The sequence below is a fragment of the Pseudomonas fluorescens genome (genome assembly GCF_001708445.1).
Classification (GTDB): Bacteria; Pseudomonadota; Gammaproteobacteria; order Pseudomonadales; family Pseudomonadaceae; genus Aquipseudomonas; species Aquipseudomonas gorinensis.
Window position 1 is genome coordinate 2,883,938 of record NZ_CP015637.1, and the last position, 13,122, is coordinate 2,897,059.

Genomic DNA, 13,122 nt, shown 5'->3' on the forward strand with positions numbered 1-13,122 from the left:
ACGCGAGCCCCAAGCGCTGGAGCAACACTACCTCAGTGAGAGAAAAACGCAATCTTGGGCAGGTGTTTTCCCTGATTAAAATTGCATTTATCTCAATTATTGAGAAACACACTAATAAAACGCTTGTTGCTCGTAGTCTTTTGTGTGATAAATCTCATCACTGCAAATGCTCAAGCAAGAGGGCTGAAAATGAATGGTGCGCAACTGATAGTGAATGCGGCAGCGGCAAGCGGTATCGAGTACTGCTTCGCCAACCCCGGGACCACCGAGATTCCCCTGGTGGCCGCCATGGCCAGCGCACCTGCTCTCAAGCCGGTGCTGTCGCTTTTCGAAGGGGTCTGCACGGGCGCCGCGGACGGCTATGGCCGTATCGCCGGCAAGCCGGCGATGACCCTGACGCACTTGGGCCCCGGCTTTGCCAATGGCATCGCCAACCTGCACAACGCGCGTCGGGCCAATACGCCCATCGTTAACGTCATCGGCGATCACGCCTCATGGCATGTGAACTACGACCCACCGTTGGCGAGTGACATCCAGGCCTTGGCCGGCACTGTCTCGGGCTGGGTGCGCACCTCGCGCACGGCGGCAGGTATCGGTGAGGATTTGCAGGAAGCGGTACGCGCGGCGTGGCAGGCCAAAGGTCAGATCGCCAGTTTGATTTTGCCCATGGACCTGCAAGCTCACGCGGTGACGCACAACGGTGTGTTCGCACCGTTGCGCGCGCCGGTTCGCCGATTTGCCGGTGACCGGGTCGAGTCCGTGGCGCAGGCATTGCGTGACGGCAAGCGGCTGGTGTTTATCGTCGGCGATGAGGGTTTGTCGGTTGCGGGCCTGGAAGCGGCGGGGCGCCTGGCGCAACTGCCGGGTGTACGCCTGTTTGCCGAGACCTTTCCGCGCCTGAGCTACCGTGGCGGTGGTTTGCCGGATCTGGATCGCCTGCCGTATTTCCCGGAAGTGGCGATTGAAATTCTTGAGCAGTACGACCTGGTCGTGTGTGCTGGCGTGCCCGAGCCCATCAGTTACTTTGGCTACGAAGGCATCCCGTCGCGCCTCGCCGAACGTGAGCGCCTGCTGACGTTGGCCGAAGTCGGTGACGATGTCGCCGGCGCGCTGACGGCGTTGGCCGATGCCCTCGATGCACCCGCCTACGTACCGACCCCGGAGGGTATCGAACTGCCGCCCGGCCACGCCGAGTTGACGCCGCAGTCCATCGGCCAAGTGCTGGCCGCGTCACTGCCCCACGACAGCATTGTCTCGGTTGAAGGCGGCACCTGCGGTTATCCCTTCTTCACCGCCTCCGCCCGTGCCGCGCGGCATCGGGTATTGACCAATACCGGTGGCGCGATTGGCCAGGGTATTCCGGTGGGGTTCGGCGCCGCCTTGGCGGAACGCGGCAATAGCGTGTTCTGCCTGCAATCGGACGGCAGTGCGCAGTACACCATCCAAACCCTGTGGAGCATCGCCCGCGAGCAGTTGCCGGTGGTGATCCTGATTGCCGCTAACCATCGCTACGCGATTTTGCAGAACGAGTTGCGTCGTTTCGGCATGACCGAAATGGACCCGCAAGCCCTGCGCCTGACCGTGCTCGACAGCCCGCGCATTGACTGGAAAGCCCTGGCAAAAGGCTACGGCGTACCGGCCTGCACGGTGCAAACCAATGCCGAACTGCAACGGGCACTGGCCAATGCCAAGGCCGACGGTGGTCCTTGCCTGATCGAAATGGCGCTGTGAAGGAGTCGATGATGAAACAGTTCGAAGTGCTACCCGCTGTCCAGGCCTTTCTGTCCCAACCGGGCCGCTTGTTTATCGGCGGCAGTTGGCAGGACGCGGCCGCTGGCCGACGGTTTGCCGTGGAAAACCCAGCGACTGAAGAAACCCTGACCGAAGTCGCCCAAGGCGATGCGCGTGACGTGGATGCAGCGGTCGCCGCGGCTCGCGCCGCATTCACCGGCGCCTGGGCGCTGCAGTCTCCCGCCCAGCGCGGCCTGTTGCTGTTCCGCCTGGCGGACCTGCTGGACCAGCACCGCGAGGAGCTGGCGCAGTTGATCACCCTGGAGAACGGCAAGCCTATCGCTGCCGCTCGCGGTGAAGCCGCCAGTGCGGCAACCATCCTGCGTTACTTCGCCGGTTGGCCGACCAAGATCGAAGGCAGCACGCTGCCGGTATCGCCGGCCAGCGGCGCGCCGATGCTCAACTACACCTTGCGTGAGCCGGTAGGGGTCTGTGCGCTGATCGTGCCGTGGAACTTCCCGCTGAACATGTGTGTATGGAAGCTCGGCCCAGCGTTGGCGACCGGTTGCGTGGCGGTGCTCAAGCCTGCCGAACAGACCCCGCTGGTGGCGATTCGCTTGGTGCAGTTGATCGAGACCGCCGGGTTCCCGGCCGGGGTGGTCAACCTGATCACCGGCCTTGGCGCCGAAACAGGCGCGCCGCTGGCCCAGCATCCCGATATCGACAAGATTGCCTTTACCGGCTCGACCCAGGTCGGCCGGCTGATCGCGCAAGCGGCCACCAGCAACATGAAAAAAGTCTCGCTGGAACTGGGCGGCAAGTCGCCGAACATCATCTTGCCGGACGCCGATATCGTGCGCGCCGCCAAAGGTGCCGCCGATGGGATTTTCTACAACCAGGGCCAGGTCTGCACCGCAGCCTCGCGGTTGTACGTGCACGCCAGCGTGCTGGACCAAGTGTTGGAAGAGCTTGAGCGGCATGCCGCCGCCCATGTGCTCGGCAACGGCCTGGACCCGGCCAGCAGCATGGGGCCGCTGGTGTCGGGGCGCCAATTGAGTACGGTCAAGGGCTACCTGCAACGCGGCCAGGAGGAGGGCGCCGAACTGATCTGCGGTGGCGATCGCCCAGCCCACCTGGAGCGCGGCCACTTCATTGCGCCCAGCGTTTTTCTTGACCGCGCCGAGCGTGCCTGTGTCGCCCGCGAAGAGATCTTCGGGCCGGTGCTGACCGTCATGAGCTGGACCGAAATCGACGACCTGGTGCTGCGCGCCAATGATTCGCCATATGGCCTGGCGGCCGGCCTGTGGACCCGCGACCTGCGCTCGGCACACCGCGTGGCGGCGCAGCTCAAGGCTGGCTCAGTGTGGATCAACTGCTGGAACGTGGTCGACGCGGCATCGCCGTTCGGCGGCTACAAGCAATCCGGCTGGGGCCGGGAGATGGGTAAAAACGTGATCGATGCCTACACCGAGACCAAGAGTGTGTTTGTCGATCTGGCCTGAACTGAATAATCACAAGAGGTAATTGCTATGGATCTGGAATTGAAAGGCCGCGTGGCCATTGTCACCGGTGGTGGTATGGGCATCGGCAAGGAAGTCGCACGTTTTCTCTCCGAGGAAGGCTGCAAGGTGGTGATCTGCGCGCGGCGCATGGCGTTCCTGCAACTGGCGGCCGAAGAAATCAGCGCACAGACCGGCAATGAAGTACTGCCGCTGTTCTGCGACACCAATGACATGAAGGCTGTGTCGGAGATGGTCGAGGCGGCGTACGCGCATTTCGGCCGTATCGACATCCTGGTCAACGGTGCCGCGGCGCCATCCGGTGTCGTGCGCAATGACATCGAGCATGCCGGCGACGATGAGCTGCTGTCGGATCTCAACACCAAGGTGATCGGTTACTTCCGTTGCGCCAAGGCCGTGACCCCACACATGAAGGCGGGCGGCTTCGGTCGCATCATCAACATCGGCGGGCTCACCGGGCGCAGCAGCAAGGTGTTGTCGGGCATGCGCAACCTGGCGATCGCCCACATGACTAAAACCTTGTCCGACCAGCTCGGCCCTTCGGGCATCACGGTCAATCTGATTCACCCTGGCGTGGTGGACACCCCGCATATCCAAGAGCTGTACGAGCGCGAAGCGGTCAAGCAAGGCAAGACTGCGGAGCAGGTCGAACAGGCCTACATCGACGCAACGCCGATTCGCCGAACCCTGGCACCGATTGAAATGGGCTGGTTGATTGGTTTCCTCGCGTCGCCCAAGGCCGCCGCTGTGACGGGCGAGTCCATCGGTATCGACGGTGGTTTGACCCGTGGCATCTATATCTGAGGAGCATCTGTGATGAGTAACGGAACCCTTTTAGTCGCCACCGTCGGCCAAGCGGTGATCCGCAGTGCCGACGACGGCAAGAGCTGGCATCGCCTGGGCCTGGGGCAGGACCTGGAGTTCGACGCGATCACCCGTTCGTTGAGCATGCACCCCGACGCGCCGGAAGTGATCTATGCCGGCACCGATATCGGTTTGTGCGTCAGCCATGACACCGGCGGGCACTGGCAGCAGGTCGACTCACCGTTCAACGGCGAGACCGTCTGGAAGGTGGCGGTGGATCCCCAGGATGCACAGCGGATTTTCGTCGGCACGGGTGCGCCTTCGCGCGCTGTGCTCTGGCGCACCCTGGACGGCGGCACCAGCTGGGATCGCGCCCCGGTGGAGATTCCCGAGTTCTGCGACGGCGTCAGCCGTCCACGCCTGCTGGCCTTCGCCTATGACCCCACCGACCGCAACCAGGTGTGGTTCGGCCTGGAGGAGGGCGGGTTGTTTCATTCCCGCGACGGCGGTGACAGTTGGGCACGCATCGATGACCGGCTGCTGTGGGACTACAACTCGGACATCCACAACATCCTGGTACTGCCCAACCACGGCGAGAAAGTCATCGTGGTGGTCTGTGTCAATGCGGTTTATCGCAGCCTGGATGAAGGACTGACCTGGACCGGCATTATCGGCCGGGAAGCCTTCGGCCTGTACTACATACGCGCCATGAACGCGCCGTTGGGCACACAGAACGAGCTGTACCTGAGTATTTCCGACGGTACGCCGGGCACCACCAGCAAGATTCTGGTCTCCCGTGATGCCGCGCTCAGTTGGACCGTGCTGCCGCTGCCACAGCAGCCCAACTCCTGCGTCTGGGCGATTGCCTTCAACCCGGCCAACCCGCGCCAGATCGTGGCGGGCACCAAGTACGGGCATTTGTTCACCTCCGACAACGGCGGTGACGGCTGGCAGAAGCATTGGCGGGAATTCAGCGAGATCGCTGATGTGCTCTGGACGCCTGCGGTTGCGCAGATCAAGTCCGGGCACCAATCCATCGTCAAAAAACACTGAGGAATACCGCCATGAAGGTCGAGATCCTGCGTACTCACTTATCGCTCTGGGTCAGTGACCCTGACGTATCGGCACGCTGGTACGCCGACATCCTGGGCATGCACGAAAGTGCCCGAGGCGAGAGCTGGGTCATGATGGCATTTGGGGGCAAGCACCACGATATCGCCTTGATTCGTGCCGAACCGGGTGCCCATCAAGGTGGGCTCGGGTTGCAACACTATGGCCTGGAAATCGCCGGGGACATGACAACCTTGCGTCAGCTGTACGGGATGTTGCTGAGCAAGGGCGTCGAGGTGGTGAAGATCACCGATCACGAAATCGGCAACGGCCTGTATTTCAACGACCCCGATTGCAATCGCATGGAATTCTTTCTTGAAACCGAGCATGACGATGCGTGTGGCAAGGCCCGCTTCAAGGCCGCCGGTGCGCCGAGTCGCAACATCACGCTTGATCCACTCGAACCCCTTTGAACAGAGGCACACTGATGAAAACCGCAAATTTCGCCAGCTATCACATCCGCAAATGGTACAGCTTCGTTGAAGAGACCCTGGCCAATGAAACCGGGCAGTTGGCCGATGGCGAGCCGGTGTTCAAATACGCCGTCGCTGCTGTGATCGCCAACCCATATGCCGGCCGCTACAGTGAAGACCTGTCGCAATTGATCGAGCCGTCGCCGCTGTTGGGTCAAGAGTTTGGCCGGCGCATCCAGGCACTGGCCGGTTCGCGCCAGATTCAAAGCTATGGCAAGGCTATCCTGGTGGGCAGCGCAGGCGAGTACGAGCACGGTAATGCGTTCCTGACCAACCCGGCCGCCGATCCGATTCGCGTCGCGCTGGGCGGCGGCAAATCGTGGGTGCCGTCCACCGGCAAGCGTGGTGGCCCAGGTTCGACCATCGACGTGCCGTTGGCGCACAAGGACGCGTTGTACGTGCGCTCGCACTACGACAGTTTCTCGCTGACTTTCGGCGACGGTCCTTCGCCGGATGAGATCGTCGTGATCTGGGCCTTCGCCACGCGCGGACGCCTGCATGCACGCTTGGGCGGGCTGAAAGCCGAAGACGTAAAAGGCCTTGACGGTCTGCACTGATAAGCGCGCAGGATCAAGCGGTGCTGGACTCAAACCACAACAAAAAAAGCGGTGAATAGCGATGAAGCAGGAGAAGACCCAAGTTGTCATCGTGGGCGGTGGCCCCAACGGCATTACGGCCGCGCACTATATGGGAATGTACGGTGTCGACTGCGTCGTCCTTGAGCTTGCCGACTGCATATTGCCTTACCCCCGCGCGGTGGGCATGGATGATGAAGCGCTGCGCGTTCTCCAGGCGATCGGCATCGCTGAACTGGCGGTGCGCGACATGATCTGCGATGTGCCGCTGCGCTATTACAACGCACGCGGCGTGTGTTTTGCCGAGGTCAAACCGAGTACCGCCCATTACGGCTGGCCGATGCGCAACATCTTCATGCAGCAGTTGCTCGAAGGCACGCTGCGCGAAACGCTCGGGCAGCGCAGCAGTGTGGTGTTGCGCCAAGGCCATGAAATGCTCGAGCTGGAGCAGGATGGGGAGGGCGTGACCTTGCAGGTGCGCGATGCCCAGGGCGAGGTCTACCAACTGCGCGCCGATTACGTGATCGGCGCCGATGGCGGGCGCTCCACCGTACGCAAAAAGCTCGGTGTTGAACTGATCGGTCTGACCCATGCGCGAAAATGGGTAGTGGTCGACACCGCCAATGACACCTTGGATGCGCCTTATACCGCGCTGCACGCTGACCCGCAGCGGCCATTCGTATGCATCTACCTGCCGTACCAGCAGCGGCGCTGGGAGTTCATGCTGATGGAGGGCGAAGACGAGGCGAAGATGTGCGAAGAGAGCACCATCCGCGATCTGATTCGTGGGCATATCGGCGACGCGGTGGACACGTTGAACATCATCCGTATCCGCGCCTACACCCACCATTCCCGCGTGGCGGCGCGGTTCGTCCAAGGGCGCGTGGCGCTGGTGGGCGATGCCGCACATATTTCGCCACCGTGGGCCGGGCAGGGCCTCAATTCCGGGCTGCGTGACGTGGCCAACGTGGCCTGGAAACTGGCGGCGATCATCCACGGGCGCGCTGCCCATGGGATCCTCGCCACCTATGACCAGGAACGTCGTGGGCACGCCACCGAACTGGTCGCCCTGGCCGACAATATGGGCACGGTACTGGGGCTGACCAACCCGTTGATGGCCGGCGTGCGTGACTGGTTGTTCCAGGCGGTGAACAGCGTAGATAACCTGCGCTCGCATCTGTTGGAGTTCAAGTTCAAACCCAAGGCCACCATCACCAAAGGGTTGGTCTATCACGAACGTGCCGAACTGCGCGAAGACGACCTGGTCGGCCAGCTGTTTGTGCAGCCGTATATCGAAGATGCCCAGGGGCAGCGTCGACGTCTTGATGATGTGCTTGGCAATTCCTATGCGGTGCTGGGTTATCGGGTCAATCCGCGCGCGCAACTGAGCGAAGAAATGGCCACGTTCTGGGCACGCTGGGACACGCGCTTTATCCAGGTCAACCGTTCGCGCAGTGGTATGGGGCGCAACCAGCCATTGACGGCCACGGATGCCATCAGCGTGGAGGACGTGGATAACCGCCTCGGCGAATGGTTCTCGAGGGTGCGCGATTGCGTCGTTGTGGTGCGTCCGGATCGGTTTGTCGCCGCCATTACCACGCCTGAGCGGCTTGAATCGGTGTTGCGCAAGTTAGCGGAGCAGCTGTCATGACTGCCGATCATCGCGTATTGAGCCAGTTGGACCAGGCCACGCTCAGGGTGCAAGCCATTGCGCCGCTCCCCCCCGAGGCGCTGGACCTGAACGCCGGGTACGCGCTGCAACGCCAGGGGCTGGCTTTGCGCCAGGCCTTGGGCGAACAACTGAGCGGTTGGAAGATCGCCTTCGCCGGCAGCGCCGCGCAACGGCGCTTCGGCATTGACGAACCGGTGTATGGCGGCCTGACCGACCAGATGTGCGTACAGCCGAACACAGCGGTGGCGATGTCGCGGTTGATCCAGCCCAAGCTGGAGATCGAGGTGGCGATTGTGTTGGGGCGCAGCCTGGCGCCGGGCGAGTACAGCGATGAGGAGATCCTGGACGCGATTGCCGAGGTGGCACCGGCGTTCGAGATTGCCGACTGCCGTTGGCAGGGTTGGGCGTTCGGGGTGGGGGCCTTTCTCGCCGATAACGCGGCGGCGGGCCTTTATTGCCTGGGCCCCAGAATCGCGTTCGACCCTGTCAAGCACGCCAATGTGGCGTACCGCCTCGAATGTACCGGCGCGCTCTGTGGCGAAGGCGATACCGAGGGCCGCGAGGACCCGCCGCTGACCAACCTTTGCTGGCTGATTCGCCGCCTGCTGGCCGACCGTCAGCCGGTGGAGGCCGGGCAGGTGGTGCTGTCCGGTGCGTTGCTGGCGCCGATGGATATCCAGCCTGCCACGTACCGCCTGCATATGTTTGGCACGGAACTGGCTTTGCTTTTCACCACGGACAAAACCGCGGTGTGAACCATCGCTGCCGTCAAGGATGACTTCAGTCCCCTTCAGGCCAATGACGACAACGGGGCCCCCGAGGAACGACGACCATGCTTGCTGAAGTTCGAACCTTCAATGACCCTCAACTGCATGCCGGCTCCATCCAGGGCTGGCGGCAAGTGTATGACCAACTGGGGCGTGGTTGCCTGACGAGCGGGCTGCGCCAGTTGTCTGCCGAGCGCTTTCAGATCTTCCAGGAAGTGCTGGACAAACGCGTGGTGCAGCGCGGTTTTGCCCCCGCAGGGCGACTGTGCGTGGCCATGTCGTTGGGCAGTGCGCCGGTCGTACAGGGGCAGCAGGTGGGGGCGCACAACGTGGTGCTGTTGCGCGACGGCGAGGAGTTTGTGTTGCATGCGCCCGAAGGCACAGATTTCTTCGCGCTTAACGTCGACACCGTACGCTTTGCCAAACTGGCGGCCTTCGAGTTGTCCAGTGACCAGCTCAAACGCATAACCACCCGCTCCCAGATTTGCGTGGACGATGCGTTACTGCTGCGGATACGGCGGCGTATCTACCCACTGTTTCGTCACCTATTGCAACAGACGGAGGCTATCAGCACGAGCGCCGAAAAGATGCTCGAAGACGAACTGCTTGGCGCCTTCCTGGACCTGTTCAGCAACGCCACCGATGAGGTGCGTTGCCGGCGCGGCAATTTCGCCGTGAGTGCCTACCTGGTCAAGCGTAGCCAGGAGTTGATCGATGCCAGCGGCGATACGCCATTGAGCATTCTCGACCTGTGCGAACAGCTGCGGGTGAGCCGGCGGACCCTGCAGAACAGTTTCCAGGCGGTGACCGGCATGCGCCCGGTTGAGTACCTGCGAAACCTGCGCCTGAATGCGGTGCGTCGACGCCTGATCGCTACGCCGGCCTGCAGCCAAAACGTCGGCGACGTAGCGGTGACGATGGGCTTTTTCCACCTGAGCCACTTTGCCGCGCATTACCGCGCACTGTTTGGCCAGTCACCGTCGGAAACCCAGCGGGCGATCATCTGAACAGACGAAGGATCAGGTAGACGCCTCATCCAACCCCGGATCCACGCGTTTGCCGATGTCCTTGAGCCGAGCCAATTGGTCGACCACGCTGGGGGCTTCATCCAGGCAACTGACGAACGTCCACAGGTAAGTCATCACCGAATAGATATGCCCGGCCTTCACCGCAGGCGCCAGTGCCAGTTGGCTGATGGCGACCACAAACAGCAAGGCCGCGAGGATACCGATGGTGAGGAAGGCGATGGCCTCACGGTCCGACAGCCAGATACGCAGCCGTGACAGCACCTGATAGTGACGGCGCAAGGTGTGGGCACCGACCTTTTCCACCAGGCTGATTTCCTTTTCCAGGCGGTTGTTCAAGCGCTCATGCAAGCGCTGGTTGCGCCGCGCAAAGCCTGGCACCACCGCGAGACACAGCCCCAGCGCCACCAGGCACGCCAGGCCGACCCAAGGCTCAATCACCAGCAACATCGCGGCCGCGCCGATGATCGAGACCAGCGCCGTGGCAATCGTGGGCACGTGTTTTTCGAAAAAATCGACGAATTCCCGTGCCAATACCACCCGTGCGGCGGCCTTCGAGGTGCTATGACGTTGCAGGCGCTGGTTAAGAATCACCGGTACCGCAAGGTCAGCGTAGATACGCGTAAAGGTGCGGGTGTCGAGGGCGCGTCGGGCCGCGCCCACTACCCAGAAGCCCAACACCACGGCGGCATAGAACAAGGCGTTGCCGGCATCGCCACGGAGCATGGCGTCTACGGCAAACCCAGCAAACAACGGGTAGGCCAGCAGCAGCGCGTTTTCCAACGCCACCAGCGACAGGGTACAAAACAACTTACCGGGATAGGCCTTGGCGATCGCCTTGAGCGTCTGGCTGGCGGACTGTTGACCGAGCTTGCGGCTGTGCTCAATCAGTAGTGGAGGTGTGACGGAGGACATGGGCCACCTGGTTTGTGCAAAGTACGGGGGTGGGAACTCAGGGTTCCGGCATACAGACCGTGGGTGACGTCGAGCAGATAACGTGTCTCCTCGGTCATCAGTAACAAGTCGATCTGCACTTCTTCGATAACGATTTCCAGGATGATCAACAGGCAAATGGCAGGCGCGGTAAACAGCCAGTGGTAATAGGACTGGCTGACCAGCGAGGCGATAACACCGAGGATCCACAGTGACAACACCAGCCGGGGCGCCTGTTTCTGCAGGGGAATCCAGAAACGTTGCAGCCTCCTGAGCTTCGCGCTATAGAGCCGTACGGAGTCTTCAAGCAGGGTCACGTCAATCAAGTTTCGATCGCGATAGTTAGTAGACATACATGCAATCCCAGGCTGAACTACAAAGTGCGGGTGTTTGACCTGGCCAAGGCGTGCGCAGGCAGCGCCTTGTACAACCAGGCCAGGTTGACTTCGTTGACTTGCACCCATTCGCCGTTCTGTGGAGTCCCTTCGCAGCTCTTGAAAGCGATACAGCGTCCCTGTGTGTCGAGTAAGGCAAAGTGGCGGTACTGCTGAACGCTATTGACTCTAAAAATAGACAAGCGCATGTCGTCACCCGGGACGGTTGGGTTTAGATGGCGACCAGTTGGTCGGGCCAGCTCAGTTCGAATAAGGTGCCGCCGTTGTCCAGGTTCCGGCAGGTCACGCTGCCCCCATGGGACAGGGCAATTGCGCGCACGACGGCGAGCCCCAGGCCGCTGCCACCCTGGGCGCGGGATCGCGAGCTTTCCCCGCGCTGGAACGGCTCAAAGATGTGCGCTGCAAACGCTTCTTCAATCCCTGGGCCTTCGTCCTCGACACTCAGGGCATTCAGGCCATCCTGGCTGCTCAGGCGCACCGTGACATTGCCTGGGGTTGCATGCCGTTTCAGGTTGTCCAGCATGGCCAGCAACGCTTGGCGGATCCTGGCCGGATCACACTGGATGGGCCGTTCGAGCAGGTCCAGATGCAGCACGAACCCGGCGGCAAGAAGGCCTGGTTCAAACAGGCGGGCGTCTGCCTCGATTTCCTCGGCCAGGTTGGCACTTTGGATCTGGATTTCGAGGTAGCCGTTGTCCGCCAGGCCCACGACCCGCAGGTCTTCGATCAGGCGCGTCAGGCCTTCCACCTGGTTCAGCAGGCTGTAGAACTGCGCCTGGTCCGGCGTGAACACGCCTTCTGCCAACCCTTGCAAGCGGCCACGCAGGATGGTCAGCGGGGTGCGCAGTTCATGCGCAATCGCGGCGTTCCAGAAAGATTGTTCTTCAGCCATGCGTTTCAAGCGTTTAGCCATACTGTTGAAGTCATCCACTAACAGGGAGGCCTCAGCCAATGAGCGGTCGGAGGCCGTCGCCCGGGCATCGAGGTCACCGTCGGCAAGGCGGCGCAGGCTGGCCGCGACCGAGTTCAAGGGCATCAGAATGCGTCGGGACAGTTTGATCGCCACCACGGCCCCCACCGCCAGGCTGATGCAGGTGATCAGTGCCATCCATGCCCACTCCATGCCGGAGGGCAGCCATTCGTCCATGTCCAGATCCGACGGCGGCCAGAACATCCAGAGCAGCGCGTAAAACACATAGGAACCGACCACCGACAGTGCGATCACGCAGAGCACTACGGTAGACATCGACAAGATGATCTGTCGGCTCAAGCTGTTGGCGATCTTCATGGGTTGTTCCCGAACCGGTAGCCGACTCCACGGATACTGGTCGGTACGCCCTGTAGACCCAGGTCTTCGATTTTGCGCCGCAACTTGCTGATATGGCTGTCCACCGTACGCTCCAGGCTGTCACTCTCGGGCGAACACAGGGCCAGCAATTCAGCGCGACTGAAGACGCGCTTGGGCGCCTTGGCCAGTTGTGCCAATAGCCTGAACTCCGTCACGGTCAGGTTGAGCGAATGCTTATGTGCCCCGATCTGCACATTGACTTCATGGCTGTCGATATCGATTTCAAAGGCATTTACCCGCAGCACACTCTGGCGCGCACCGTAGCCGTGATCGAGCGAACGACGCAGCACTGCCTGGGTCCTGGCGACGACTTCGGCGGGGTTGAACGGCTTGACAATGTAGTCGTCGGCACCGATACGCAGCCCCATCAACTTGTCCACGTCCTGGTCCTGGGCGGTCAGCATGATCACCGGCGTGGTACCCCGGTGGCGGATCTCGGCCAGTACCATCCAACCGTCCAGTTTCGGCATCAGCACGTCCAGCAACACCAGGTCGGGCTTGAGCGATTGATGCAGTTCAAGGGCACGGCGCCCATCCAGGGCATGGGCGATCTGGAAGCCACTGCGCTTGAGATAGGCCGTCAGGATGTCGGCGATTTCGGGCTCGTCTTCAGCGATCAATATCAACGCCTGGCGTTTATCCGCGAAGTCCGTTGGCGTCGATTCAAGGTGCGATTCAGTCATGGTTGGCTCGGTCGTGCTGTTCGGTCATTACAGTATGGCGAATTACCCTGTAACGACGAAGGCTACTGTGCACCACGAGCATGCGC

General features: G+C 61.7%; 13 protein-coding genes. 9 read left to right on the top strand and 4 right to left on the bottom strand.

Translation table 11 applies throughout. The features are described 5' to 3' along the window. The first annotated feature begins 189 nt into the window (after positions 1 to 189). The 9 genes from A7317_RS12790 to A7317_RS12830 all read left to right on the top strand — a co-directional run bounded on the left by A7317_RS12790 (position 190) and on the right by A7317_RS12830 (position 9,659). Positions 190 to 1,731: an acetolactate synthase large subunit gene (locus A7317_RS12790; protein WP_024075460.1), complete on the top strand. Its 1,542-nt coding sequence runs from the start codon at positions 190 to 192 to the stop codon at positions 1,729 to 1,731. A gap of 11 nt (positions 1,732 to 1,742) precedes the next feature. Beyond that, on the top strand, positions 1,743 to 3,233 hold the full coding sequence (locus A7317_RS12795; protein WP_024075459.1) for an aldehyde dehydrogenase family protein: 1,491 nt from the start codon (positions 1,743 to 1,745) through the stop codon (positions 3,231 to 3,233). Positions 3,234 to 3,260: 27 nt separating this feature from the next. Next, positions 3,261 to 4,055, top strand: a complete 795-nt coding sequence (locus A7317_RS12800) for an SDR family NAD(P)-dependent oxidoreductase (protein ID WP_024075458.1) — start codon at positions 3,261 to 3,263, stop codon at positions 4,053 to 4,055. 12 nt (positions 4,056 to 4,067) lie between these two features. Then, positions 4,068 to 5,108, top strand: coding sequence for a WD40/YVTN/BNR-like repeat-containing protein (locus tag A7317_RS12805; RefSeq protein ID WP_041160939.1), 1,041 nt, complete (start codon positions 4,068 to 4,070; stop codon positions 5,106 to 5,108). 11 nt (positions 5,109 to 5,119) lie between these two features. Then, the gene (locus A7317_RS12810) at positions 5,120 to 5,578 is read left to right on the top strand and encodes a VOC family protein (protein ID WP_024075456.1); all 459 of its coding nucleotides are present in this window, start codon (positions 5,120 to 5,122) and stop codon (positions 5,576 to 5,578) included. Between the two features lie 14 nt (positions 5,579 to 5,592). Continuing rightward, on the top strand, positions 5,593 to 6,195 hold the full coding sequence (locus A7317_RS12815) for an amino acid synthesis family protein (protein WP_024075455.1): 603 nt from the start codon (positions 5,593 to 5,595) through the stop codon (positions 6,193 to 6,195). Between the two features lie 61 nt (positions 6,196 to 6,256). Beyond that, positions 6,257 to 7,864 carry a bifunctional 3-(3-hydroxy-phenyl)propionate/3-hydroxycinnamic acid hydroxylase gene (locus A7317_RS12820; protein ID WP_024075454.1) on the top strand — a complete coding sequence of 536 codons (1,608 nt, stop codon included), beginning with the start codon at positions 6,257 to 6,259 and terminating at the stop codon, positions 7,862 to 7,864. Next, on the top strand, positions 7,861 to 8,640 hold the full coding sequence (locus A7317_RS12825; RefSeq protein WP_069075957.1) for a 2-keto-4-pentenoate hydratase: 780 nt from the start codon (positions 7,861 to 7,863) through the stop codon (positions 8,638 to 8,640). Before A7317_RS12820 ends, A7317_RS12825 begins: the two co-directional genes overlap by 4 nt. Positions 8,641 to 8,717: 77 nt before the next feature. After that, positions 8,718 to 9,659 carry a helix-turn-helix domain-containing protein gene (locus tag A7317_RS12830; RefSeq protein WP_069075958.1) on the top strand — a complete coding sequence of 314 codons (942 nt, stop codon included), beginning with the start codon at positions 8,718 to 8,720 and terminating at the stop codon, positions 9,657 to 9,659. A 12-nt stretch (positions 9,660 to 9,671) separates the two neighbouring features. Here A7317_RS12830 and A7317_RS12835 read toward each other — a convergent pair whose 3' ends face one another. The 4 genes from A7317_RS12835 to A7317_RS12855 form a co-directional block, all read right to left on the bottom strand. Continuing rightward, a complete protein-coding gene (locus A7317_RS12835) occupies positions 9,672 to 10,592 on the bottom strand; it encodes an ABC transporter six-transmembrane domain-containing protein (protein WP_069075959.1) in 921 nt (306 codons plus the stop codon). Next, complete coding sequence (locus tag A7317_RS12840) at positions 10,565 to 10,963, bottom strand: hypothetical protein (RefSeq protein ID WP_024075450.1); 399 nt, start codon at positions 10,961 to 10,963, stop codon at positions 10,565 to 10,567. Before A7317_RS12840 ends, A7317_RS12835 begins: the two co-directional genes overlap by 28 nt. A gap of 253 nt (positions 10,964 to 11,216) precedes the next feature. Continuing rightward, positions 11,217 to 12,293, bottom strand: a complete 1,077-nt coding sequence (locus tag A7317_RS12850; RefSeq protein WP_024075448.1) for an ATP-binding protein — start codon at positions 12,291 to 12,293, stop codon at positions 11,217 to 11,219. Beyond that, positions 12,290 to 13,036, bottom strand: coding sequence for a response regulator (locus A7317_RS12855; protein ID WP_024075447.1), 747 nt, complete (start codon positions 13,034 to 13,036; stop codon positions 12,290 to 12,292). The genes A7317_RS12850 and A7317_RS12855 overlap by 4 nt, the downstream gene beginning before the upstream one ends. Positions 13,037 to 13,122 lie beyond the last annotated feature (86 nt).